Here is a 25,885-nt window from a genome sequence, read left to right as displayed (position 1 = left end):
TTTATGATTCTTTAATTCAAAATTACAAGTTAAATAATTTTGCTGCAATTTTTTTGAGGGCGAGCGAGGGGATTCGAACCCCCGAATAGCGGCGCCACAAGCCGCTGCCTTAACCACTTGGCGACGCCCGCCTCACATTTATAAATTTAACAACTCAAGGGTAATTTTTCATAGTTATTTTTATCTTTTAGCGAAATTTGAATTATTTTCTAATTTGGTAATGTTTTCTTATAATTTAAAATAAAAGAAAATTTAAAAATTTGAGTAATTCCGGCACAGCTGAGGTTCTTATTCCCAGAAGCCTTTGTTTAATAGAAGATATTGATAACCTCATTATTGATGTAGAGGATTTATGTTCAGTTTCCATTAGTTGGGAGGATGGATTTGTCTCTGAGTTAAAACCTTCAGAAAATAAAGTTACAAAACCAAAAAATATTTTATTCCCAAGATTTGTTGAAACTCATTCGCATTTTGATAAATCATTTACATGGGCAGACTTTCCTAATCTGGACGCAAACTATGGAGGAGCATTATCAGTAAATCTTGAAGAACATAAAACTAGAACTACAGATAAGGTTCTTGAAAGAGTTGAAAAATCATTAAAACTTGCCATAAAAAATGGATACCGAGCTATTAGAAGTCATATAGATACATACAAAAGTCAATCTATTGATATTTGGATTGAACTTTTTAAATTACAAAAAAAATTTTCCTCTGAGTTGACTTTACAATTCGTTGCTCTAGCTCCATTGGAATTTTGGGATACTTCTAATGGAGAAGAGTTGGCAAAAAAATTTTCCTCTAATGGCGGCATTTTAGGAGGTGTTATTGTACCCCCTTTCAACAAAAAAAATACAAGCAAATTTCTTGCAAAGATGCTTCTTCTTGCGAGTAAATATAAATTAGAAATTGATTTGCATATAGATGAGTCAATTATTGAGCCTGGAGCAGGAATAAAAGTTTTATTAGAAACAATCGAAAATTTAAAAATTAATAGTATTCCGATCACTTGTAGTCATTTGAGTAGTCTTATTTCTCTAAGTCATAGAGAGATTTTAAATTTAGGAGAAAAAATGGCTGAGAAAAATATTAAGGTTATTGCTTTACCCCTAACAAATTTTTGGCTGCTCAATCGAAGTAATAAAACTACATCATTAAAAAGACCAGTTGCGCCATTAAAGCAATTACAAAAATCACATGTGGATGTATCTCTTGGTAGTGATAATGTTCAAGACCCTTGGTACCCATTTGGTAATTTTGACCCTTTTTATATGTTGTCTTGCTCGATACCTATGCTTCAACTAAATCCCTGGGAGAGAATGACTCTATCTTCTATTTTTTTAGCTCCAAGCAGATTATTAAATTTAAAATGGGATGGTTTAATTAAAAAGGGTTGCCCTGCTGACTTTGTAATTTTAGATGCACAAAGATGGGCAGATGTTTTTTCGACTACTTTAAAGAGAAAAGTATATATAAAAGGCGATTTATATTGCTAATCGACTAATTTATATATAAAACACAAGAAATTTTATTAATGACATCAAATAGTCTTAAATTTTTAGACAAATTTCGGGAAGTCAAAAACTTAGATATTATTGAAAGCCAATCCGACGTAAAAAGACTTTCAAAAGATTTTTATAACTACTCTCCAATCCTTACTGAAAGATTAGACGAATGTATCGCTGATTTGGTGGTAAGACCTAGAGATCATAACGCGGTGAAGAAAGTAGCTAAAATTTGTTGGGAATTTTCTATCCCTCTTACTTTACGGGGTTCAGGAACAGGCAATTATGGACAAGCTGTTCCATTGTTTAAAGGAGTTGTAATGCAGATGAGTCACTTTAATAAGTTAGAAGAATTTGATCCAGATACAGGTTTTGTGAAAGCACAGTCTGGATGTGTCATGGGAGATTTGAATAAAGAATTAGAAAAATATGGAAGGGAATTAAGGTTGATTCCTAGTACTTGGAAAACCGCTACAATTGGAGGCTTTATTGCAGGCGGGTCAGGAGGTATTGGGTCAATCAGGTGGGGATTTTTAAGAGATCCAGGCAATCTTATTGGTTTAGAGGCAGTGACTATGAATGAAAAACCTGATTTATTAAAATTTGATGCTGAAGAATCCGAACCTCTTAATCATGCTTATGGGACTAATGGAATAATTACTTCTTTATTAATTGCTACTGATATCAAACGTAAGTGGTATTCAATAGTTATCGACTGTGTTGAATTTGAAAAAACAATAGAAATATTAAAAACACTTACAAGCGCCGCAATTGATCTGAAACTAGGAGCAATTCTTGAAGATGAAATTGTAGATCAAATGCCAAAATGGTTTAACAGTAATTCTAGAAGTCACAAGATATTAATTCAATCTACTCTTGGAGGAACAAAAACGATCGAGTTGATTTGTAAAAAATTCAAAGTTGAATTTACCCTCCTTGGGGAAGAAGAAAAACTCGTTAATGGAATTTCTGAAGTCGTATGGAATCATACAACTCTACATATGAGGTCTAGGGATAAAAATTGGACTTATCTACAGATGCTTTTGCCACTTAATACTGAACTAGAAATGATTAATTTTTTGAGAAAAAAATGGGGTAGAAAAGTTCTTTGGCATTTAGAGGCAGTTTCTCAACAAGGATCACCGCGATTAGCGGCGTTGCCTGTATTAAGGTGGAATGGGATAAATGAATTAAATGAAATAATGGAAGATTGTAAGAAACTTGGGGCGTTTATTTTTAATCCCCATGTTTTAACTGTCGAAGGCGGAGGCCTAGGAGTTGTTGACGCAGATCAAGTAAAAGCGAAATTAAGATTTGATCCTAAAGGGCTATTAAATCCTGGAAAATTGGAAGGTTGGGAAGTAAAGGAAAAATTTAATATTTAACATTTCTGTTTATTTGTGAATTTAATAAATTCAGCAACTAAAAAAATAGAACCTGTTAGAACAGGATGATTATGTGGCCATTTTTCTAGGGAAATTAAATACTCAATGGCAAGTTCAAATGTTTTAAATTCAATTGTTTTTTGAAGGTCAATTTCTTTAACATGATAGAGATCGTTTAATTGCCAACTAGGTTGGTTTGGGACTGGCACAAGTAATAAGTGATCATTTTTCTTTAGAAGTGTTTTTAATATTGCGTAAATATCCTTTTGTCTTTGCACACCTAAAATCCAATAAATTCCTTTATCTTCATTCTCCCACTTGCTTCGCTCATCAGAGAGTGCTTTTGCCGCAGGATAATTATGCGCACAATCTACAAGAATTTCTTTGTTCAAATAATTTATTATTTCTAATCTTCCTTTCCAAGATGTCTTTTTAAGACCTTCAGATATGTGTTTTTCTTTTATATTAAATCCCAAATTATTCAGCGCTTCAATTGCTCCAACAGCTACTGAAGCATTTTGCTTTTGAAAAATTCCTTTTAATCCAAGCTCATAGCTGTTTGTGATTGAATCTTTCCAGATAATTTCTGCTCCAGTCTCTTGAACTTTTTTGTTTATTAAATTTTTAACTTGACTATTTTGTTTGCATGAGATGACAATTGAGTTTTTTTCAATAACTGCTAATTTTTCTTCGGCAATTTTTTCAATCGTATCTCCAAGAAATTCTTTATGGTCTAAGCCAATATTCCCAATAGCAATTATTGGTCTAGATTTATGGGCTGTTGTCGCGTCTAATCTTCCCCCTAAGCCAGCTTCAAGAATGAGCAATTCAACTTTTTTATCATCAAAAAATTTCAGTGCGCAGCAAATGATTTTTTCAAAAGGAGTTAATTCAAATGTTGAAATTTTTTTTTCTATTAATCTATAGATTTTTTCAAAATCAGTTTTGTTAATATTTTTTTTATTAACTCTAATCCTCTCGCACACGTCCAAAAGATGGGGAGATGTCGTTACACCAAAATTCCTTTTAGCTTCAAAAAGTATACTTTCTAAATATGTCGCGATTGATCCTTTCCCATTGGTTCCAATAATTTGTATCGCAGGGACATTCTCGCAAGGATTATCAAGTTCTTGAAGTGCTTTTTTAATTCTTGATAAACCTAACTTGATGCTATCCCTTTCATATTTAGGTGATAACAATTTAAAAATTTTTAAATCTGCATTTTTCAAAATTTAAATTGCTATAACTCTTCAAAAATTGAATTTAGCTTATCCAAAAGAATATTAATTTCTCTTCTAGATATAACTAATGGTGGGACAATCCTTACAACGTTTCCTCCTGCAGGAACTACTAGTAATCCTTTATCAAAAGCTTTTAATGTAATATTTTTTGCATCAGCATAATCATCATTAATCACAAGACCTTGTATTAAACCTAAACCTCTTTTTACTGAAATGATATTAGGAAACTTTTTTGACAATTCTGCAAATCCAGCACTTAATTGTTCCCCTCTTAGATAAACATTATTGATAAGATTTCTTCTATTTATTTCTTCTAATACAGTTAGGGCAGCTTTACAGGCGAAAGGGTTTCCCCCAAAAGTGCTTGCATGATCTCCTGGAGAAAAAATGTTGGCTTTTTCTTTTACTAATAATGCTCCAATTGCATGACCTCCTCCTAATCCTTTAGCAAGGGTGAATCCATCAGGTTCAATTCCTAAATTCTCATAACCCCACATTTTCCCAGTTCGACCTACTCCACTTTGGACCTCATCTAAAATTAGAAGAGAATTATATTCATCACATATATCTCTCAAGCTTTTAAAAAATATTTTACTTCCAGGAATTACGCCACCTTCTCCTTGTATTGGTTCAACTAAAACGCCGGAAATTTTTTGATTATTATTTTCACACTCCTCAAATATTTTTTTTACCGAATCAAAATTGTTAAATTTAAAAAATTTGAACCCTTGAATCATTGGTTCGAAACCTTTTTGATATTTGGACTGTCCAGTAGCACTTAAGGCTGCCAGCGTCCTTCCATGAAAGCTAGATTCTGCTGCGAGAATAATGGATTCTTTACCTTTATTTGTTGTATTACCATATTTTTTAATTAATTTAATTGCTGATTCATTTGCTTCAGCACCACTGTTGCAGAAGAAGACGCTTTCGGCACAACTCATATTAGTTAAAGTTCTGCTTAATTGTTCTTGTTCTTCAATGTTGTAGAGATTGGAAATGTGCTGAATCTTTTTTAGTTGACTTGATAGCCTTCTTCTTAAAACTCTATCGCTATGACCAAGACTACAAGTTGCGATGCCAGCAACTGCATCAAGATACTTTTTACCCTTGTTGTCCCATAGCCAACAACCTTTTCCTTTTTTGAAAGATATATCGAATCGACTATAGGTATTCATCAAAGTGGGAGCGGTCGGACTTGAACCGACATACCCGAAGGTGCCGCATTTTGAGTGCGGTGCGTCTACCAATTCCACCACGCTCCCAAGGCTTTTGAAAAAATGAACTTTTTTATTATAACAAAATTCAACTTATTGACTATTGTTTTAGTCAAGGAACAGTGATCAAGATAACGTTTGTTAATAGTTAATCTTTTCTTTAAAAACATAAAATTATATTTATTGAATTAGCTGACAATAAATAAGATTAAAATACATTATTTTACATAAATGGTACAATAATGTAGCAAAATTCCAGTAAAAACCTTTTTTCAAGAAAACAGCTTCATATTCAGTAATATTATGTTATATTTTAAAGAAAAAATTAAATGACTAAAATTAAAGCAAAAAAATTATCTTTACAATTCGTACCCTATCTTTTCATTGTAGTCACTATTTTGACAGCATTTGGATCTAATAGCGGAACATGGGCATGAATGATCTCAAGATTAGTGGTTTAAATAAAATTTGGTCTAGTCGCTTCCTAGTGGTATTCATCATATTTTTAGGTTGTATTTCACTCGTCAATATTGCTTACGTTTAAACAATTTACTAATTTTCATGCTTTTTGCAAATTAGGCAGCTCTATATCGAGGAATATCTGCAGGGTCTGAATTAGTCTTTAGTTCCTTATTTGTCAAAGTTTTTTTGTTAAATTCTCTGGTTATTTTTATACCTAATATTTTTAATTTTGATTCAAAATTTTCATAACCTCTATCCAAATGCTCTAAACCATAAACTCTACTAGTGCCTTCAGCTATAATCCCAGCAATTATTAATGCAGCTGAAGACCTTAAATCAGATCCAACTAGATCCATCCCCTTAAATTTTTTAACACCTTTGATAGAGGCTATATTTTTATTTAATTTTATATTTGCCCCCATGTTGTTAAGTAAATGAACATGGTTCATTCTGTTTTCGAAAATTGTTTCAGTTATCTTTGATTCGCCATTTGCGATTGCCATTAAAGTTGTAAATGGTGCTTGCAAATCAGTTGGAAATCCTGGGAAAGGAGCCGTTTCAATATCTACCCCTTTGATCTTTTTACCCTTGATTGTAATTGAATTACCTTTAATCGTAATTTTACTTCCACTCTCTTGAAGCTTATTCGTGACAGCTTCAAGATGATTAGGAATTACAGGAGAAATTGTTATCGAAGAGGAAGTCGCAGCAGCAGCTATTAAAAAAGTGCCAGCTTCTATTCGATCTGGAATTACTTTATGAGTACAACCACGCAGCTTATTAACACCATCAATAATTATTTTTTCTTTGCCAGAGTCGTAAATTTTTGCCCCCATTTTATTTAGCATTTGGCATAAATCCTGAATTTCAGGTTCTCTTGCAGCATTCTCAATCGTAGTTCTTCCCTCCGCTAATGATGCCGCCATTATTAAAGTTTCAGTAGCTCCTACGCTTGGGCACTTTAATTTGATATGAGTACCACGCAGTTTATTAGTCTCGTCCTTTATTCTTGCTTTGACAATTCCTTCTTCAATAATAATTTCCGCTCCTAAGGCTTGAAGTCCATTTATGTGCTCATCTATGGGCCTTAAACCAATATTGCATCCTCCAGGTAAGGGGACTTTAGCCTCTCCATATTTACTTAATAATGCACCTATACAAAAGAAACTAGCTCTTAATCCATTAACAAGTTCATATGGAAGATCTTTAATAGAAATATTTTTTGGATCTACCTCTAAGCGATTGTTTTTTTGTATTAATTTAATACCTAAACTCTTTAGGATATTCCCCATTTTTTCTATATCGGTAAGACGAGGCACATTCTCAAGAATTATCCTTTCATTAGTTAGCAACGATGAGGCCAATAAAACTAAGGCAGAATTCTTGGCGCCACTTATTTTAACTTTTCCATGTAAGTTACCTTGGCCAAAAATCTTTAAATTTTGAGACTTAAGATATGACTTATTTTGCTTACGCAAATCATTAAGGGTTAATTTATTAGATTCATCATGACAAACTAATATTAGTAAGTCCACCCTATGTAACGTGCTGAATATTAATTAAAAATAAAATGCTTTATTCTCTTTATAGAAAATATGTTTAAAAAAAACATTGATCAAAACTTTTATGGAATTAAAATATAAATTACAACTAAATATTTAAATTTCTCATAGAAAATACTTTTTTAAAAATAACTAGTAAAAACAATAATCTAGTTAAAAGATTTAGATCATTTAAAAGCGGATCTTCTCGCAAAGACAAAGACTTTTTTTGCATAGAGGGTACTCATCTCATTGAAGAATTGTTGAAGTCTAAAAATGCTCCCTCCAAAATTATAGTTACTGAAAAATGGCTTAGAAAAAATCTGAATCTTAGCAAAAAGCTTGATCAATCATTGATAACTATTGTCTCAGAGGATGTTTTGGCTTCTGCGATTTCAACAATTAATCCTGATGGGATAGCAGCTTTAGTAGAGATTTCGGCAATACCTAATTATCAATTTAATATAAAAGATGATTTTGTTCTTGTTCTCGACAGGATTCAAGATCCTGGGAATATGGGTAATCTCTTTAGAACTGCTTTAGCTGCTGGTGTTGATGCAATTTTTTTAGCTGGAGGTGCGCACCCATTAGGCCAAAAGGTATTAAGGGCATCCTCTGGTTCAGTTTTTCATATGCCATTTTTAAGATTTGATGGAACTGAAGAAGAAATATTAAATTCTTTACTTAAGTCTTTGTCTGAATTATCAAATGTAGGATTTAAGATTTTCTCTACTAGTAGCTATAATAAAAGTTCAAAAAAACCTTCAAAACTTTACTGGGAAGTTGATTGGTCTAGGCGTACCGCATTAATTTTGGGTAATGAAGGTCAAGGTATTCATAAAAAAATTCAAGAAGCTTTTAATGAAACAATTACAATTCCGCATAGTGAGCTTGTAGAATCATTGAATGTGGCTTGTGTTGCAGTTCCGTTATTACTAGAACGAAAAAGAGTCGCATACACCTCTAATAAATAAATAAAAAGTGACTGATTCAAGTTTTGATTTTGATTTAATCGTAATAGGAGCAGGATATGGAGGTTTTGATGCCGCTAAACATGCTGCTGCTAAGGGACTGAAAGTCGCAATAGTAGAATCTTCTGATATGGGAGGTACTTGTGTTAACAAGGGTTGTGTTCCATCTAAAGCTCTTTTGGCGGCAAGTGGAAAAGTTAGAGAAATAGCTGATTATGAACATTTAGCTAAATTTGGCATTCATGCTTCCCCAGTAAGGTTCGAGAGATCAAAAATTGCAGATCATGCAAATAATTTAGTTTTAAATGTTAGAGAAAATTTAACAAAAACTCTTAAAAGGAGTGGAGTTGAAATTATTTTGGGCATTGGCAGAATTGAAGGAAATCAAAAAGTAGGTGTAAGAGATAAAAACGGAATTGATAAAATTTTCACATGTAAGAATATTGTTATAGCAACTGGTTCTTCTCCTTTTGTGCCCCGTGGAATAACTTTGGATAATAGGACTGTATTTACTAGTGATGATGCGGTTAAACTTGAATGGCTTCCAAGATGGATAGCAATTATTGGAAGCGGATATATAGGACTAGAATTTGCTGATGTTTATACCGCACTTGGTTGTGAAGTTACCATGATCGAGGCTTTGGAAAATATTATGCCGACATTTGATCCAGATATCACTAAGATTGCTAAGAAGAACCTTATTCAAGCAAGAGATATAGACACAAAATCAAATGTCTTTGCGACAAAAATAACACCTGGATGCCCTGTAAAAATAGAACTGACAGATGCAAAATCTAAGGAAGTTGTAGAAACTTTAGAAGTTGATGCTGTACTAGTTGCAACTGGCAGAAGTCCTAATAGTAATAACTTAAATCTTGAGTCGGTTGGTATCGAAACAGTAAAAGGTTTCATTCCTGTAGATGATCAAATGAGAGTTAAGAATGGTGATGAAATAATACCTAACATTTGGGCTGTTGGAGATGTAACAGGCAAACTAATGCTTGCCCATACAGCTGCAGCGCAGGGTACTATTGCTGTTGATAATATTTGCGGTGGTAATGTCGAAATTAACTATAAAAGTATCCCTGCAGCAACCTTTACTCACCCTGAGATAAGTTCAGTTGGTCTCTCTGAAGCTGAAGCTAAAGAGATATCGGCAAAAGAAAATTTTACTTTGGGAGTTGTCAAAAGTTTCTTTAAGGCCAATTCAAAAGCATTGGCTGAATTGGAGAGTGATGGATTGCTAAAGTTGATTTTCAATAAAGATAATGGGAAAGTATTAGGTGCTCATATTTTTGGGTTACATGCAGCTGATTTGATTCAAGAAATTTCCAACGCTATTTCAAGGAACCAAGATGTAATTCAATTATCAACAGAAGTACATACTCATCCCACTCTTAGTGAAGTAGTTGAGGTCGCATATAAACAAGCTGCTTCTCAAATTAAATAACATCTAAAATTAATGGAGATAAGACGTAGGCCACCAAATCCAACAGTAAGGGTAGAAAATTTAGAATATGCTGTACCTCACAGAGAGGCACAAGCAAAAAATATTCTTGAAGAAATTGTATGGCATAAGGACATTGAAATTAAAAATTTTAAAAAAATAGTTTCTTTGGAAGATTTACTAAAGAAGATTAGTACCCTGCCTGCTCCAAAAGATTTTTTTCAAAATATCTTGGAGTCAAAAATAAAACCAGGAGTAATTGCTGAAATAAAAAAAGCTAGTCCGAGTAAAGGAGTTATTAGAAAAGATTTTAACCCTGAAAAGATAGCTTCTTGTTATGAAAGATTAGGTGCATCATGTATCTCAGTACTTACCGATAAAAGGTTTTTCCAAGGTAGTTATGAAATACTCGAAACTGTAAGGAAATCCACTAATCTCCCTCTACTTTGCAAAGATTTTATTATTTCTGCTTATCAGATTTATAAAGCAAGGGTATCTGGTGCTGATGCAATATTATTAATCGCTGCGATTTTAAGTGATGACGATTTAATTTATCTAAAGAAAATAGCTGATAATTTAAATATGAGTGTGCTTGTTGAAGTTCATAACGATAATGAATTAGAAAGGATTATAAAGTTAAAATCTTTTAATTTGATTGGAATAAATAATAGGGACTTAAAGACTTTTAAAACGGATTTAAAAACATCAAAAGAATTGATGCATAAATATGGTGATATATTTTTAAAACAAAATATTCTTCCCATTAGTGAATCAGGAATTAATTGTGCCGAAGATTTAGAATCGCTTAGATCTATTGGAATCATGGGAGTATTAATTGGTGAAACTTTTATGAGAGAAACTGATATTGAACAATCGTTCAAGAAATTATTTAACTCAATCTAATATTGACTTCAAATCGTGCTATAAAATTGAATAAACAGAGTTGTACTGAATATATATGCAGGCTGTAATTTTAACAGGTATAATCGCAGGATTTGTGCATGTAGTTAGTGGCGCTGATCATCTAATTGCAATGGCACCAGCAGCGATTAACAATCCCCAAAAAGCTCTTAAAAATAGTTTCTCATGGGGCTTGGGACATTCTTCAGGAGTCCTCTTGTTAGCTTTTCTAGCGATTTTTATTAAGGATATTACGCCATTAAACAAATTTTCCAATATTGCTGAATTTCTTGTTGGAATTTCACTTCTAATTGTTGGAGTATTTGCTATAAAAAATTCTTTTCAATTAAGTATCCACTCGCATTCCCATAAGCATGAGAATGGAATTGCCCATCGTCACTTTCACTTTCATGTTAAGGAACAAAAAAATAATAATAAGCACTCACATGCTTTGACTGGTTTAGGCTTGCTACACGGTATAGCTGGAGGTTCACATTTTCTTGCAGTTCTTCCTGCCTTAGCACTACCTTTAACAAGCGCTTGCTTATATTTGATTTCATATTTGATTGGTTCACTCATAAGTATGAATCTTTTTACTTGTTTAATATCTTTTACTACCTTTAAAGCAAGTCAAAAATTTATTAAAAGATTAATAGCTGTAGCAGGAGGGCTTTCCTTTTCTTTGGGATTATTTTGGATTCAAAGAAGTGCTTCTGTTTTTTTGAATTAAAAAATTTTTTAATTTAGGAATAATTAATTTAGAGGTGACAATCCCAATTATTTTTTCGTTATTGATTAATCCAAATTTATTACTTTCTTCGCTAAATTCAATATTGTCGCCAATAACCTCAACGTTATTTTGATTTACAGAATTTATCCTTTTTATTAGGTTTTTATTTTTAAATGGATGATTAAAAATAACTATTTGTCTATTTTTAAGTATTGATTTATTCTTTTTATATTTTTTAAAAAATACAATATCACCTTCTTTTAGGTAAGGAAACATCGATTCACCACTAATAATCGCAGTTTTTCTTAAACCTAAAAAAAATAAAATAAAATCAAAAAAACTTTTGAAAATAACTCTGATTAACTAGCTTTTACAAAAGCGTCTGATCTTCCTTTTGAAGCCCAGAAAATATTATGAATTTTTTCTACATAACTCATGAGTTCTTCAGCTTGGGCTAAGTCAATATTAACTTTGCATGCACTGCATAATTTGGCCGCCTTCCAAATGGTTTCATGTAAGTCTGGATAAGTTTCTAAGTGAACTGGTTTAAAGTAATCTGTCCACAAAATTAGAATCTCTTTCTTTGTTTCTTTTGCTTGCTCTTCTTTAACTGCAACATATCTAGAAAATGTATTACTGTATGCAGCCCACTCTGCTGAATCAGTGCTAGAAGGAGCTTCTAATGCAATAAGTTTTTTTGTCATTGATAAAACTGCTTCAGCTGCAACTCTAGTAGATGCTGGGTCGTAAACACCACAAGGACCATCGCAGTGAGCATGGACTGTCATTGGAGATTTTTTATCTAGAAAAGAATTGATGAATTTACTTAACATTTCAAATATTTGGTGTTGTATATATATTACTTGGAGATTAACTAAATTGAAAAGTCTTAGATATTTTTCTTACTTAATTTAATTGACTTTTAATAATTCAACTTCAAATATTAAAGTCGCATTAGCAGGTATTACATTTCCAGCTCCTCTTGATCCGTATCCAAGTTCCGGAGGTATTGTTAATTTTCTTTTCCCTCCAACTTTCATGCCTGCTACACCTTCGTCCCAACCTTTTATTACTCGTCCAGCACCCAAGGGAAAGCTGAATGGAGCTCTGCCAATACTGGTATCAAATTGTGTCCCGTCTTCTAGAGTTCCTGTGTAATTTACAGTAACTGTTTGCCCAGCACTGGCCTCATCTCCTTCCCCGTTTACGATATCTGCAATAATTAGACCACTTTCTGTAGTCCTTGAATTGTTGTCTGATGGTGTTTCTTCTGCCATAGCGAAAAGTATAGGATTTGGATCTGTTGGGTCTAGTTCAAATAAATTATTATTTGAGATATTTGATGATTTTGCAACAGGTGTTCTTTGAACTGACTGAGTTTCTGATTCAGCAGCATTAACAACTTGTGGTGAATTAAATTGACTGAAAAGAGTTAATGAAACACAAAAAACAAAAACTGCAAAACTAATAAAGACTTCTTTCACTTAAATTTTGAAAGTTACTAAAACTTAGTCTACAGAATGAAGGTACAATAAATGGGTGATTATAAATTTAATTTCGTAATTTTAGATTGTTAATCCCAACTCAAATTAAAAGTTTAAGACAATATTTTTACCCTTGTTTAGGAGGGATTTTAGGAGGAATTTCAGTTTCAACTCATTTTTGGCTGATTTTTATGCCGATATCATTATTTATTTTATGGAAGGGAAGTGAAAGGAGAATAGCAAATTTTTGTTGGGGTTTTTTCTTTATCTTGATAAGTCATTCTTGGCTTTATGATCTTCATCCATTGACATGGCTTGGGTTTTCATGGCTTGCAAGTTTAATTATTACCATTTTAATATTATTATTTTGCGCTTTTTTGGGTGGGATATTAGTTTATTTATGGGGATTGTTAGTTGAAATTATTCTCTGGAGAGAGGATGTTTTCAAAATGAAAATATTATCTTTAACAGTAAAAGTATTTTTTTTATCTTTGACTTGGGGTATTGGTGAATTGATACTTTCTCAAACACCTTTTTTTTGGATAGGTATAGGAGAGAGTCTTATCCCAGGTGATATTTATCTTGCTGGTTTAGCAAGATGGATTGGTGCAAGTGGTTTATGCGTATTACAAATATTGATTGGATTTTGGATTTTTTATATTCAAGGTAGATGGGAAAGAAAATTTTACTTTAAAAAAATATTTCTTTTAGGACTTTTGGTTTTTATTTTCTTACATTTATTTGGAGGTTTAACAACTCCAATAAAAAGAAATTATGAATATCCAGTAGCTATTTGGCAAACTAATATACCAACAAGAGAAAAATTAAAAATAAATGATGAATTTATTGAAGAAAAGCTATCTATCGCTCAAAAATATGCTTTATCAAACAAAGCGAAACTTCTTGTTGCTCCTGAAGGAACTCTATCTAATAATTTTAATCTAACTGAAGGCATTAAGGTTAATATGTTAGCTGGAGGTTTCAGAAATTCAAATAATGAGTTAAGAAGTTCTTTACTCGGATTTCAAATTGGAGATAAATCTTTTACCTCATTTATAGATAAAAATAGACTTGTTCCAATAGGTGAAAAAATACCTAGATTTCTAGATAGTTTTTCAAGAGGATTATCCGCAGTAGGAGGAATTCAACCAGGCTCTGATTCAAGATTTTTTGATCCTAAATTTACACCCCCACTAGCAGTAGCTATATGTTACGAAATTAGTGATGGACTAGAAATAAGAAAGGCTATTAATAGTGGTGCAAAACTAATAATAACTGCAGCAAATTTAGATCCATATCCAGCTAAGCTTTATAATCAATTCCTATCTTTGGCTAGATTAAGAAGTATTGAAAATAAGAAAAATAATTTACTAGTATCAAATACCGGCCCTTCGGGTTTAGTTCAAGATGATGGAAAAATAATTAAACTTTTAGATTATGATGTTGAGCAAAATGAAATAGTGTTCCCTAATTTTTCATCCGAAAAGACTTTCTATACAAAATTTGGAGATAAACCTATTTTGTTTTTGTTTATATTATTTATGGGATTAAATATCTTTTGGAAAATTAACTAATTAATCCACCACCTAATAAAATTTCTCCTTTATAAAAAACTGCAGCTTGTCCGGGCGTTACCGAACTTTGACTTTCTTCAAAAATTAATTTAAATGTTGTAGTTGTATTATCTAAATTTTTCAAAGGTATTAATGTACCTTTTACTGGATTACTTCTATATCTGATTTGTGCTTCTACTTCTATCTCTTTCTCAGGTTCTTCGATTGAAACCCAGTTAACCTTAATAATTATTGCTTCCTTATTAAATAGATCACTTTTGTCTGCTACATAAACTATGTTTTTTACCCTGTCTAAACTTTTTACATATAGTGGTTCCGGCCAAGCAATGCCCAACCCTTTTCTCTGACCTACCGTAAAGTGCTGAATTCCATTGTGCGTCCCAAGGACTTTCCCATTTACATGCACAATTTCTCCTTCTTTGGGTTCTATGTGTTTGTCGATAAATATCTGCATTGATCCATAATGTTCAACTAAACATAAATCTTGACTTTCTGGTTTTTGAGCAGTTCTAAGGCCTAATCTGAGGGCTTCCTTTCTTGTTTCTTCTTTTTTCATTTCACCAAGAGGAAATTCTAATCTGCTTAGTACTTCTTGAGAAAGAGAATAAAGAAAATAACTTTGGTCTTTGTTTTCGTCAGCACCTCTAAGAAGAAGGAATTCCTTAAATACAAGGCTCTTGCAATCAAGTGTTTTAGCATAAGATGATTTTTTTATCCTTGCGTAATGTCCGGTAGAAATATGGGTAAAGTCTTTTTTGCTTATTGCGTAATTGAGCATCTCTTCAAACTTCACATTCTTGTTGCACATCGAACATGGAAGTGGAGTGAATCCTTTCTCATAGCTTTCAGTAGTTTTTTTAATTACCTCTCTTTCGAAAATTTCTCTTGAGTCTATTATTTTATGGTTAATTCCCAAATCTTCACAAAGGCCAGCAGCATCTACTAATCCTTCAGAACAACAGGAGCCTTGTCCTTTCATTAGCCAAAGAGTTAGTCCCTCAACATTCCAGCCTCTTTCTACGAGAAGAGCAGCTGAAAGGGAACTATCTACGCCACCAGAAAGACCTACAATAATATTTTTCTTCTTTTTAGTTTTATTATTAGAAGAAAAAAAGTTCTCTAATTTTTTATCCTTTTGTGTCTTTAACATGGAAGTTTAAATTTTTGAACAGTACTTCAATTGCTTTGTACTCATTATGAATGAAATTGTATGGCCAACAATTGACTCTGAACATTTAATTGTTGATTCAAAGCAAATGTTGATATTAGAGAAAGAAATGTTTTCTGATGGAATGCCACAAGAAGCATTGATGGAAAAAGCTGGTATCCAAATTAGTAGATGGCTCTTAAAAAAGAAACCTCTTCTCAAGCATGGAATAACTGTTTTTATAGGTCCTGGGCATAATGGTGGTGATGGTGCAGTAATAGCTAGAGAGCTTTTTTTGAAAGGTTTTTATGTTCAGGTATGGTGTCCATTCCCGATCAAAAAAACATTAACAAATAACCACCTTAATTATCTTACATCTATTGGTGTCACAAAATTAGTAGAGCCTCCTGATGCAAATGGAAAAGAGCTTTGGATTGATGCAGTTTTTGGTAATAATCAGACAAGAAAAGTTGATGAAAAATTAATTAAAGTGTTTAATCAAAAATTTCATAAAAAATCTGGAAAAGTAATAAGTATTGATATTCCAACAGGATTATGTCCTGATAAAGGAGAGCCTTTTTTAGATGACGCAGTAAAGGCAGACTATACCTTGGCTATTGGTCTTTATAAGATTGGGTTGACTCAAGATTCTGCTTTACCTTTTATTGGAGAATTGCACCATATAGATGTTGGGGTACCTATTAGTAAATTGTCCAATGTTGATAAAAAGATTTTTAAGGTTACTTACAAAGATATAAAAAATATTGATTTACCTTCTTTACCAAAAAATTCGAACAAATATCAAAGAGGTAGAACATTACTAATAGCCGGAAGTGAAAAATATCCTGGTGCTGCATACTTGGCATTAAAAGGGGCCATAGCAAGTGGAGCAGGATTTATCTCTGCGGTCCTCCCTGGAATAGTTGCTGAATCTATTTGGCAAGTTGCCCCAGAAATAGTTTTAAAAGGAACTATGCAATGTAATCAAAATGGAAATGCATCATTATTAAGTGCATTAAAGAATATTGATTTAAGTGCATTTGATTCATTAGTTGTAGGTCCAGGAATAGGCATTGACAGTGATGATTGGCAAAAATCAAAAGACTACCTTATTGATTTTGAAGGATTATTGATATTGGATGCGGATGCACTTAACAGAATTTCCGAATCTAAATTAGGATCAAAATTCTTTTTAGAGAGAGAGTCTAAAACATGGATTACACCTCATAGCAAAGAGTTTTTAAGGTTATTCCCCAATATTAAATCTGAAAGTAGTGTTGGACTAGCTCTTAATGCGGCAAAAGAATTTAATATTAGTGTTTTGTTAAAGGGAGCAAATAGCATAGTTGCTGACAATAAAAAAGCTTGGCAACTTTTTGGGACTGATTCCCAGACAGCTAGAGCTGGATTAGGTGATCTTTTATCTGGATTTGTAGCTGGCAGTGCTGCGATTGATTTGACCTTTTGTAAAAATATAACGACTGATTTTTTTGCTAAATACGTACTTTTACATTCATTTGCTGCATCAAAGTCTAAAACTGGGTCAAATGCTTCTGCTATTGGTGATGAATTATCAAAATTAATGAGAAATAGAAAAATGAGACAAATATCTTGAAAGAAACAATTTAAGAGAGTTATTTTTAGTTTTAAACACATAAATACACAAATGTTACCTGAAATCTGAAGCGGGCATTAAATATTTGGCTGTTTACAAAAAAATGTAGGAGAGTTTTAGTACCTAATCAGGTCATAAAAATGGTTTCATCAATACCAGTACAATCAAAACCCCAAAAAAGGAGAAGTAATGATCCTATAAGTTGGTATTTGCAAAATATTGGGAGAGTCCCTTTGTTAACACCTGCTGAAGAGATTGAATTGGGTAATCAAGTCCAAAAGATGATGCTTCTTACAGAAGATGGCCAATTAAATGAAAAAACTAAAGAATTTTCAAATCATCAAAAAAGGACAATAAAAGTTGGTAGAAGAGCAAAAGAGAGAATGATGAAAGCAAATTTAAGATTAGTTGTAAGTGTGGCAAAAAAATACCAGGGCAAAGGACTAGAACTTCTTGATTTAGTTCAAGAAGGTTCTCTTGGTTTGGAGAGGGCTGTTGAAAAATTTGATCCGACAAGAGGATATAAGTTCTCTACATATGCTTTTTGGTGGATTCGACAAAGTATGACAAGAGCAATTGCATGCCAATCACGAACGATCCGTTTACCAGTTCATTTGAGCGAAAGATTAGCCTCTATACGAAAAGTTAGTAGGGATTTGGCACATAAGCTTGGTGCGATGCCAAGCAGAATTGAAATTGCAGAAGAAATGCAAATTGATGTGGAAGAATTAGATTCTGTTTTAAGACAAGCTCTATCAACAAGTAGTTTAGATGCTCCAGTTAATGGAGATGATGGTCGCAGCTTTTTAGGTGATTTGATTGCAGATAGTAATAATGAAGAGCCTTTAGACCAAGTTGAGCAGAAAATGCATCAAGAACAACTTGGGAAGTGGTTAAGTCATTTAAGCGAGCAAGAGCAACATGTTCTTAAATTAAGGTTTGGACTAGACGGAAATGAGAGACATACACTTGCTGAAATAGGAAGATTACTAGAAGTTTCTAGAGAGAGAGTAAGACAAGTAGAACTTAAGGCATTGAGGAAATTAAGAAATTTAACTAGAAAATTACCTAGCGGTATTTAATCTAATCTTCGGCCCAAATATATTTTGTTAATTCCTCTGAAGGAGGTTCAGGTGCTTCTAAAGCATTTTTAACGGACTCTGATATCTCTGCATCTATTTTCTTTTCAATACTTTTTAATTCTTCTTCCGTTGCGAATTTCCTATCAATAATTTCTCTAGCTAATTTCTTAATAGGATCTCTTTTTCCCCAAAACTCTTTCTCTTTCTCTGACCTTAATTCATCAGGATCTGCGAGAGAATGTCCTCTGTATCTGTAAGTTAAACATTCTAGAAGAGTTGGTCCTTCTCCAGCTCTAGCTCTCTCAATTGCTCTTTCTGCTGCTCCTCTTACTGCTAAAACATCCATTCCATCAACTTCCTCACCATGCATCCCAAAAGCAGAGGCTTTTCTCCAGATTTCCGGATTGCTGGTTGCTCTATCGTGAGCCATACCTATCGCCCATTTATTATTCTCCACAACAAAAATTATGGGTAATTTCCATAATTGGGCCATATTTAAGCATTCAAAAAACTGTCCGTTATTGCAGGTTCCATCTCCAAAGAATGCTGCAGTTACTGCATCACTACTTTTATTACCAGCAACTTCCTTTTTATACTTACTTGAAAAGGCTGCCCCTAAAGCAACTGGAATTCCTTCTCCAATAAATGCATATCCTCCCAACAAATGATGCTCTTTTGAAAATAAGTGCATTGACCCTCCTCTACCTTTACTACAACCTGTAGCTTTACCAAAAAGTTCACTCATCACTTCAAAGGAGGGAACCCCTGCACTTAATGCATGGACATGATCACGATAGGTACTACAAAACCAATCATGTTTCTTTTTCATGGCACCAATTACTCCAGTGCTAATAGCTTCCTGTCCGTTATATAAATGAACGAAACCAAACATTTTTCCCCTATAGTACATTTCTGCACACTTATCTTCGAATCTTCGTCCAAGGGTCATATCTTCATAAAGAAATAATCCGGTTTCTCGATCTAATTTGGCTTGTTTTATGTCTTGAAGATTTGAGATTCTCTCTACGTGTGTTTCCAAGAAAAATACCTTAATGAAGTTTTGATTTGTTGACATTCTAAGGCGTTAAGGTCGATTTTCATGAATTTTTTTAATAAGTCTCTATGACCTTATGAAAAATTTTTTTAACTTGATAAAATTTATCTAAAGAATTTTTTAATAGGATATTTGTTTGGAACTTCCTTTAGATCATTTTCGTTTAATTGGCGTAACCCCCTCTGCATCATCTGAGGAAATATTAAGGGCTTTTCAATTACGTTTGGACAAAACGCCTGATGAAGGATTTACTTATGAAGTTTTAACTCAAAGATCCGAGTTGCTTCGCCTTACCGCTGATTTGCTTACAGATCCAGAAAGTAGGAGAGAATACGAAAATTTGTTAATAAATGGAGCATCTGGATTAGAGTTTTCCTCAAATAGAGAAGTAGCAGGGTTAATACTTCTTTGGGAATCAGGTTCCCCAAAAGAAGCTTTCAAAATTACAAGAAAAGCTTTACAGCCCCCGCAAACTCCAGCTTTAGGAAGTAGTAGAGAAGCCGATCTTACTTTATTAGCTGCTTTAACTGCTAGAGATTCTGCAATTCAAGAACAACAGTTTAGATCTTATTCAAACGCTGCAGACTTTTTACATGAAGGTATACAACTTCTTCAAAGAATGGGAAAGCTTGGTGAATTAAGGAAAGAACTTGAAGAAGACTTGGCTTCTCTTCTCCCTTACAGGATTTTAGATCTACTTAGTAGGGATATAAGTGATCAGGAGTCACATAAAAAAGGTTTAAATATGTTGGAAAATCTAATAATTAAAAGAGGAGGTTTGGAAGGTAATAATAAATCTGAATATGGAGATTATCTAAATCAGCAAGAATTTGAAGTCTTTTTTCAGCAAATTAAACCATATTTATCAGTGCAAGAACAGATAGATTTGTTTCTTGAATTACAAAAAAGGGGATCATTAGAAGCAGGATTTTTAGCTTTTCTAGCATTGTCAGCAATTGGTTTCTCGAGAAGAAAGCCTGAAAAATTATTTGAAGCAAGGAGAATTTTAAAGAAACTAAATTTATCAGGCCTTGATTCTATGCCTCTTATTGGTTGTTTAGATTTGCTCTTGGCAGATATTGATCAGGCTTCTGCAAGGTTCTCAAGCAGTTCTGATGAAAAATTAAGAGATTGGCTTAATAATTATCCAGGAAATAAGTTAGAAGCTATATGTATTTTTTGTAAAAATTGGTTAGAAAATGATGTTTTAGTTGGCTATAGAGATATTGACTCAAAAGACGTAGATTTAGATTCTTGGTTTGAAGATCGGGAAATTCAAGAATTTGTTGAAAAATTAGAAAAGAAAACAAATAAAACTACAAGCAAATTAAATCTTCAGAGTCAACAGATTAAAAAAGAATCTTCTACAAAAATTACTGAAGATTTTGATAGTAATACAGCCAATTCTGATGAAAGGAGATTGCCCTGGCCAGGTGGAATAAAACAAGAATATGAAAAGATTGATGTACAAGAAAATAAATTTAATGAGGAAATATTTAAGAATAAATCAATAGAGTTTTATAGATACTTAATTGAAAAAATTGCTGAATTAAAGTTTGGTTTTGGGGAATTTTTGAAGGATCAAGAGTTTAATGGTTTCTCACCTTATTCAATTTATCTCTATTCTTTTTTGATCTTATTTGCATTTGGTATTGGGATTGGATTTTTAAGAAATAATTTCAAAAATGCAGTTCAAGATAAAACTCTTGAGGATAAACCATTAATAGCTGCAGATAAAAATCAAAAGGTTATTGAGAAAGTTATTATTAAAGAAATCAAAAAAGACTCTGCAAATGAATTGAAGTCTAGCACTAAGAAACCTATTGCTATCAATAGCTTTCAAGTCAAAGAAGTCACTCAAGCCTCACCTTCTTTAGAAGAGATAAGAAATTTAATTAATTTTTGGCTTCTAAGTAAAAGTAATTATTTGGCTGGAAAGAATCAACTTAATCTTTCCAAGATTGTGAGTAGTGGTCTGATTGATAGAACAATCGAAGAAAGAAAAAATGATATCAAGAAAGGAATCTATAAAGAAATTAATTCCCAAATACGGAAGATAGATTTGGAATCACAAACTTCGTCTAGGATAGTTGTTTCAGTTGAATTAAATTATTTAGAAAGAATAATAAAGAACTCTGGAGAATTTGTTAATGAAACATCATTGAATCCTTTGAAAGTTAAATATATTTTTGGTTTTTCTAATAAATCATGGAAATTGGTTGATTTTGTAAGCGGCCTGTAAGTATAAATTTCTAGATCATCTATAATAATTAAAATTACTTTTAAATAATGTTTGATGAACTCTCATCACGCTTTGAAGACGCAGTAAAGGGTTTAAGAGGCGAAGCAAAAATTAGTGAAAATAATATCAACGATGCCTTGAAGCAGGTAAAAAGAGCACTCCTTGATGCAGATGTTAGTTTGTCTGTAGTCAAAGAGTTTATATCAGATGTCCAAGATAAAGCTATCGGAGAAGAGGTAGTTAGGGGTGTAAACCCAGGTCAAAAATTTATAGAAGTTGTAAATAAAGAATTGATTAACATTATGGGGAATGAAAATTCTCCATTAAACGAAAATGAAAATAGTCCAACAGTTATTTTAATGGCTGGACTTCAGGGAGCGGGTAAAACAACTGCTACAGGAAAATTAGGCCTTTATTTGAAGGAAAAAGATAAAAAAGTTCTTTTAGTAGCTGCAGATATTTATCGACCAGCAGCTGTAGAGCAGCTTCAAACATTGGGAAGTCAATATGACTTGGAAGTTTTTTCAGCTCAAGAAAAAAATAGCAAACCAGAAGAAATAGCAAAGGACGCATTGAATTTTGCTAGTGAAAATGATTTTAATTCGATAATTATTGACACCGCAGGAAGATTGCAAATTGATGATTCCATGATGAGTGAAATGGTACGAATAAAAGAAGTTTCTAATCCTGATGAAGTTTTGCTTGTTGTTGATTCTATGATTGGGCAAGAAGCTGCTGACTTAACAAAGTCATTTCATGAAAAAGTAGGAATTTCAGGAGCGATACTAACTAAGTTGGATGGAGACTCAAGAGGAGGGGCTGCATTATCAATAAGAAAAATAAGTGGTAAACCAATCAAATTTATAGGAGTAGGTGAAAAAATAGAGGCACTGCAACCATTTCATCCAGAGAGAATGGCTAGCAGAATTTTAGGCATGGGTGATGTATTGACACTTGTTGAAAAAGCTCAAAAAGAAGTTGAACTTGCTGATGCAGAAGCTATGCAAAAGAAACTTCAAGAAGCGACTTTTGATTTTAATGATTTTGTTAAGCAAATGAGATTAATTAAGAGGATGGGATCACTTGGAGGATTGATTAAATTGATTCCTGGAATGAATAAAATTGATGATGGGATGATTAAAGATGGAGAAGATCAACTAAAGAAAATAGAATCTATGATTTCTTCGATGACTATTCAGGAGAAACAGAAACCTGAAGTTCTTGCTGCTCAGCCCTCAAGAAGACAAAGAATTGCTCAGGGTAGTGGTTATGAAGCAAAAGATGTAGATAAAGTATTAGCTGATTTTCAAAGAATGAGAGGCTTCATGAAACAAATGTCCAACGGAGGAATGCCAGGAATGGGAGGAATGCCAGGAATGGGAGGAATGCCAGGAATGGGAGGTATTAGTGGTAATAAACCAATGAAAAAACAAAAAAATAATAAGAAGAAAAAAGGGTTTGCTGATTTATAGTTTCTAAATTTTTACCTTTCAATGATATTATTATAAAAAACGCATTGATTTAAGATGATTAAACTGCGCCTTAAGCGCTTTGGAAAGAAAAAAGAGGCAAGTTTCAGAATTGTTGCATGCAATAGTACTTCCAGAAGAGATGGTAGACCTCTACAAGAACTAGGTTTTTATAACCCTAGAACTAAGGAAACTAGGCTTGACACAGAAGCTTTAAGAACAAGACTTACTCAGGGTGCTCAGCCAACTGATGTTGTAAGGACATTATTAGAAAAGGGAGGGTTATTAGAAAAGATAGAAAGACCTTCTATCGCTATTGGTAAGGCAAAGTTAGAGAAGGAAAAATTAGCTAAAGCTAAAACCAAAGACGAAGAAAATGATAGTAATGAAGCTGAAAGCTAGTGGTTTGATAAATTTTTATTCTTATACAACAACTAGATGAAGGAAGTTTCCAAAACTGGTCACTTCACAATAGATTTGCCGAGCTCAGATGCTGCTACAGCATTATCTGGACCAGGGAATTCTTTCTTAAAAAAGTTTGAGTCTTTAACGGGAGTTTCTCTAACTATAAGAGGCTTACAACTTGAGATGAACGGAGTTATATCTAAGATTGAGAGGGCATCAGCATTAGTAGAGCTGACAAGACCAATTTGGGAGCAAGGTTTAGAAGTGCCAGAGGTAGATCTTAAAGCGGCTTTAAGTTCTTTAAATATGGGAGAGTCATCTTCGCATGCTGCACTTGGGAAAAAAGTTCTTGCGCGTTCCAAAGAAGGAAGATATTTAAGACCAAGAACTATAAGGCAAAAAGAATATGTTGAATCAATTGAAAATTTTGATCTTACCTTCGCAATTGGTCCTGCTGGAACTGGTAAGACATTTTTGGCAACTGTTTGCGCAGCAAGACTACTGAACGAGAAAAAAATTGAAAAAATTGTTCTAACCAGACCAGCCGTAGAAGCTGGTGAAAGTTTGGGATTTCTGCCTGGCGATTTGCAACAAAAAGTAGATCCATATTTAAGACCCCTATTTGATTCTTTACATAGTATCTTTGGGTTTGATAGAACAAATTCGTTAGTAGATAAAGGAATTATTGAAGTTGCACCTTTAGCATTTATGAGAGGCAGAACCTTAGATAACTCTTTGGTTATCTTAGATGAAGCACAAAATACAACTTGCTCTCAAATGAGAATGTTTTTAACTAGATTAGGTGAGAGATCAAAAATGGTAGTTAACGGAGATATTACACAAATTGATTTAAAAAAAAATCAGGAAAGCGGTCTTATAGAAGCATCAAGAATTTTCTATGAAACTGAAGGGATAAAATTTTGTTATTTAACTGTTGAAGATGTAGTTCGTCATCCTTTAGTTCAAAGAATTATTGAGGGTTATCAATAAATTTATAACTCTGGTGATCCGTACCCTGAAATTTTAAAAATCAAGTAGAATAAAATCATATTTAATTATAAAAATGCCAGCAAGTAGTAATTTTAATCAAGCTATTCGTGAAGCTCAAACCAGCTCGATTGTTGGACCTAATGTTGTTCAAAAAGCTCTACCTTACGTGGGTGGGGGTATGGTGCTAACTTCCTTAGGTGTTTTAGCAGGTGTCTCACTGATAGCAACAAATCCTGGACTTTTCCAGCCTCTCTCAATAGTAGCTTTAATTGCAGAATTGATTTTGTTTTTTATAGCCACAAGCGCTGCTAATAATGCAAATAATGCAAAGGCATTGCCTTTACTAACGGGATTTAGTTTGCTAACCGGATTTACATTAAGCGGAATAGTTGCTCTAGCAATAGGAACAATAGGTATTGGTTCTGTCGGAACAGCTGCATTAGCTACAGGTATAACTTTCGTTATTGCCTCTTACACTGGTCAAAGAATGAGCGATAGTGTTGGTCAAGCATTAAGTGGAGTTGTTGGCCTCGGTTTAATAGGTCTTCTCATAGCAATGTTTGTCCAAATAATTGGAGGTTTCTTTGCTCCAGGAGTTTTTGGAGGTTCAGGACTTGAATTGATAATTGCAGGATTTGGAACTGTCTTATTTGTTGCAATGTCTTTTGTAGATTTCTATGTAATGCCAAGAAGATATAATGATGATCAATATCTAGCAGGGGCTTTAGGTATGTATCTGACTTATATCAATCTTTTTGTTTTTATATTGAGATTAATGATTGCACTGCAAGGCGGTGGAAGAAGAGACTAAACAAATTATTTAAATGTCTAACTCAAAGCGTAGAATTGTTTCTACGCTTTTTTATTGGGCGATATCAAGAAATTGTTTTTTTATAAATTCCTTTTGCTCTGAATCATATTTTATTGAATTATCAAAACTATTACCCATATTATCTAGGTCTTCAAGGACTTGATTAATAGCCTTTGTAACTAAATTTGTTTCCAGTAGTCTCAAAATAGCTTTACATCTATCTGAGATATTTTCTGATGTTATCTCATATTCATGATTATTTTCTCTTCGATGAATAATAATTTGAGCGGTACTCATAATTAAATTTTTTACTATTATTTCTACTACAGCATTTCCACCTTCGTTAAGTTTGAAAATTAGTGAAAAAGGAAGTTTATCTAACAAAAAACAATCTTTATCTGATAACGCGTACGCAAAAAATCCTCTGAGTCCATTTCTTGTTTTAATTAGCTCTGCAATTCTATCTGCTAAAACCTCTTCGCTAAGTAAATCTTCTCCCCACTCTTTACACCATTGTGCGGATATGTTTATTGCTTGCATAAAAGAAGCTTCTTTTAAATTTATGGTTTTTTTTTTCATTTTTGATCAGAATTTTATTATTGATGCATTAAAAGTC

22 protein-coding genes, 2 tRNA genes and 1 pseudogene are annotated in these 25,885 nt (G+C 33.0%); 14 read left to right on the top strand and 11 right to left on the bottom strand.

The features are described from left to right. Positions 1 to 58 precede the first annotated feature (58 nt). Positions 59 to 131, bottom strand: a tRNA-His gene (locus tag EU96_RS01730). Positions 132 to 260: 129 nt separating this feature from the next. Between EU96_RS01730 and EU96_RS01735 the strand changes: the two genes are divergently transcribed. Further along, on the top strand, positions 261 to 1,496 hold the full coding sequence (locus EU96_RS01735) for an amidohydrolase family protein (RefSeq protein WP_032527235.1): 1,236 nt from the start codon (positions 261 to 263) through the stop codon (positions 1,494 to 1,496). Between the two features lie 38 nt (positions 1,497 to 1,534). After that, complete coding sequence (locus tag EU96_RS01740) at positions 1,535 to 2,890, top strand: FAD-binding oxidoreductase (RefSeq protein ID WP_032527233.1); 1,356 nt, start codon at positions 1,535 to 1,537, stop codon at positions 2,888 to 2,890. Here EU96_RS01740 and EU96_RS01745 read toward each other — a convergent pair. The 4 genes and pseudogenes from EU96_RS01745 to murA all read right to left on the bottom strand — a co-directional run bounded on the left by EU96_RS01745 (position 2,887) and on the right by murA (position 7,290). Then, on the bottom strand, positions 2,887 to 4,119 hold the full coding sequence (locus EU96_RS01745) for a bifunctional folylpolyglutamate synthase/dihydrofolate synthase (RefSeq protein ID WP_032527232.1): 1,233 nt from the start codon (positions 4,117 to 4,119) through the stop codon (positions 2,887 to 2,889). The two genes, EU96_RS01740 and EU96_RS01745, sit on opposite strands and share 4 nt — an antisense overlap. Positions 4,120 to 4,130: 11 nt before the next feature. Then, positions 4,131 to 5,306: an aspartate aminotransferase family protein gene (locus tag EU96_RS01750; RefSeq protein ID WP_032527231.1), complete on the bottom strand. Its 1,176-nt coding sequence runs from the start codon at positions 5,304 to 5,306 to the stop codon at positions 4,131 to 4,133. Positions 5,307 to 5,311: 5 nt separating this feature from the next. Then, positions 5,312 to 5,393, bottom strand: a tRNA-Leu gene (locus EU96_RS01755). A gap of 527 nt (positions 5,394 to 5,920) precedes the next feature. Next, positions 5,921 to 7,290 (bottom strand): annotated as a pseudogene (murA, locus tag EU96_RS01760) (UDP-N-acetylglucosamine 1-carboxyvinyltransferase). Positions 7,291 to 7,461: 171 nt separating this feature from the next. Here murA and EU96_RS01765 point away from each other — a divergent pair. The 4 genes from EU96_RS01765 to EU96_RS01780 are packed head-to-tail and all read left to right on the top strand — an operon-like array spanning position 7,462 to position 11,396. Beyond that, a complete protein-coding gene (locus tag EU96_RS01765; RefSeq protein WP_342666119.1) occupies positions 7,462 to 8,322 on the top strand; it encodes a TrmH family RNA methyltransferase in 861 nt (286 codons plus the stop codon). 7 nt (positions 8,323 to 8,329) lie between these two features. Further along, a complete protein-coding gene (gene lpdA / locus EU96_RS01770; RefSeq protein WP_032527229.1) occupies positions 8,330 to 9,769 on the top strand; it encodes a dihydrolipoyl dehydrogenase in 1,440 nt (479 codons plus the stop codon). Between the two features lie 12 nt (positions 9,770 to 9,781). Continuing rightward, the gene (gene trpC / locus EU96_RS01775) at positions 9,782 to 10,669 is read left to right on the top strand and encodes an indole-3-glycerol phosphate synthase TrpC (RefSeq protein WP_032527228.1); all 888 of its coding nucleotides are present in this window, start codon (positions 9,782 to 9,784) and stop codon (positions 10,667 to 10,669) included. Between the two features lie 55 nt (positions 10,670 to 10,724). Continuing rightward, the gene (locus EU96_RS01780) at positions 10,725 to 11,396 is read left to right on the top strand and encodes a hydantoin utilization protein A (RefSeq protein ID WP_032527227.1); all 672 of its coding nucleotides are present in this window, start codon (positions 10,725 to 10,727) and stop codon (positions 11,394 to 11,396) included. Here the strand turns inward: EU96_RS01780 and sodX are convergent. From sodX to EU96_RS01795, 3 genes are all read right to left on the bottom strand, one after another. Continuing rightward, positions 11,355 to 11,747: a nickel-type superoxide dismutase maturation protease gene (gene sodX / locus EU96_RS01785; RefSeq protein ID WP_072014703.1), complete on the bottom strand. Its 393-nt coding sequence runs from the start codon at positions 11,745 to 11,747 to the stop codon at positions 11,355 to 11,357. The two genes, EU96_RS01780 and sodX, sit on opposite strands and share 42 nt — an antisense overlap. Before the next feature lie 8 nt (positions 11,748 to 11,755). Next, a complete protein-coding gene (gene sodN / locus EU96_RS01790) occupies positions 11,756 to 12,229 on the bottom strand; it encodes a superoxide dismutase, Ni (RefSeq protein ID WP_025894879.1) in 474 nt (157 codons plus the stop codon). Between the two features lie 78 nt (positions 12,230 to 12,307). Next, on the bottom strand, positions 12,308 to 12,880 hold the full coding sequence (locus EU96_RS01795) for an FKBP-type peptidyl-prolyl cis-trans isomerase (protein ID WP_032527225.1): 573 nt from the start codon (positions 12,878 to 12,880) through the stop codon (positions 12,308 to 12,310). A gap of 86 nt (positions 12,881 to 12,966) precedes the next feature. On the opposite strand from EU96_RS01795, the gene EU96_RS01800 reads away from it, so the two are divergent. Next, positions 12,967 to 14,454: an acyltransferase gene (locus EU96_RS01800; RefSeq protein ID WP_032527223.1), complete on the top strand. Its 1,488-nt coding sequence runs from the start codon at positions 12,967 to 12,969 to the stop codon at positions 14,452 to 14,454. Here EU96_RS01800 and mnmA read toward each other — a convergent pair. Further along, positions 14,447 to 15,604, bottom strand: coding sequence for a tRNA 2-thiouridine(34) synthase MnmA (gene mnmA / locus EU96_RS01805; protein WP_032527222.1), 1,158 nt, complete (start codon positions 15,602 to 15,604; stop codon positions 14,447 to 14,449). The two genes, EU96_RS01800 and mnmA, sit on opposite strands and share 8 nt — an antisense overlap. A 46-nt stretch (positions 15,605 to 15,650) precedes the next feature. On the opposite strand from mnmA, the gene EU96_RS01810 reads away from it, so the two are divergent. Continuing rightward, positions 15,651 to 17,216 carry a bifunctional ADP-dependent NAD(P)H-hydrate dehydratase/NAD(P)H-hydrate epimerase gene (locus EU96_RS01810; protein WP_032527221.1) on the top strand — a complete coding sequence of 522 codons (1,566 nt, stop codon included), beginning with the start codon at positions 15,651 to 15,653 and terminating at the stop codon, positions 17,214 to 17,216. Positions 17,217 to 17,356: 140 nt separating this feature from the next. Then, positions 17,357 to 18,298 carry an RpoD/SigA family RNA polymerase sigma factor gene (locus EU96_RS01815; protein ID WP_032527220.1) on the top strand — a complete coding sequence of 314 codons (942 nt, stop codon included), beginning with the start codon at positions 17,357 to 17,359 and terminating at the stop codon, positions 18,296 to 18,298. 1 nt (position 18,299) lies between these two features. Here the strand turns inward: EU96_RS01815 and pdhA are convergent, their stop codons facing one another. Beyond that, positions 18,300 to 19,373 (bottom strand): pyruvate dehydrogenase (acetyl-transferring) E1 component subunit alpha, encoded by a 1,074-nt coding sequence (pdhA, locus tag EU96_RS01820; protein ID WP_032527218.1) that lies wholly within the window; start codon positions 19,371 to 19,373, stop codon positions 18,300 to 18,302. Between the two features lie 115 nt (positions 19,374 to 19,488). Between pdhA and EU96_RS01825 the strand changes: the two genes are divergently transcribed. The 5 genes from EU96_RS01825 (at position 19,489) to EU96_RS01845 (ending at position 25,269) form a co-directional block, all read left to right on the top strand. Further along, on the top strand, positions 19,489 to 21,594 hold the full coding sequence (locus tag EU96_RS01825; RefSeq protein WP_032527217.1) for an IMS domain-containing protein: 2,106 nt from the start codon (positions 19,489 to 19,491) through the stop codon (positions 21,592 to 21,594). A gap of 47 nt (positions 21,595 to 21,641) precedes the next feature. Further along, positions 21,642 to 23,066 carry a signal recognition particle protein gene (gene ffh, locus EU96_RS01830; protein WP_032527216.1) on the top strand — a complete coding sequence of 475 codons (1,425 nt, stop codon included), beginning with the start codon at positions 21,642 to 21,644 and terminating at the stop codon, positions 23,064 to 23,066. A gap of 54 nt (positions 23,067 to 23,120) precedes the next feature. After that, complete coding sequence (gene rpsP, locus EU96_RS01835) at positions 23,121 to 23,465, top strand: 30S ribosomal protein S16 (RefSeq protein ID WP_032527215.1); 345 nt, start codon at positions 23,121 to 23,123, stop codon at positions 23,463 to 23,465. Positions 23,466 to 23,501: 36 nt separating this feature from the next. After that, positions 23,502 to 24,458, top strand: a complete 957-nt coding sequence (locus tag EU96_RS01840; protein ID WP_032527214.1) for a PhoH family protein — start codon at positions 23,502 to 23,504, stop codon at positions 24,456 to 24,458. Positions 24,459 to 24,531: 73 nt separating this feature from the next. After that, on the top strand, positions 24,532 to 25,269 hold the full coding sequence (locus tag EU96_RS01845; RefSeq protein ID WP_032527213.1) for a Bax inhibitor-1/YccA family protein: 738 nt from the start codon (positions 24,532 to 24,534) through the stop codon (positions 25,267 to 25,269). A gap of 51 nt (positions 25,270 to 25,320) precedes the next feature. Here the strand turns inward: EU96_RS01845 and EU96_RS01850 are convergent, their stop codons facing one another. Further along, complete coding sequence (locus tag EU96_RS01850; RefSeq protein ID WP_032527212.1) at positions 25,321 to 25,848, bottom strand: hypothetical protein; 528 nt, start codon at positions 25,846 to 25,848, stop codon at positions 25,321 to 25,323. Positions 25,849 to 25,885: the final 37 nt, after the last annotated feature.

Source organism: Prochlorococcus marinus str. MIT 9302 (genome assembly GCF_000759975.1).
Taxonomy (GTDB): Bacteria; Cyanobacteriota; Cyanobacteriia; order PCC-6307; family Cyanobiaceae; genus Prochlorococcus_A; species Prochlorococcus_A marinus_M.
The sequence above is the reverse complement of the archived record's forward strand: the minus strand, read 5'-3'. Positions and strand labels throughout refer to the sequence as shown.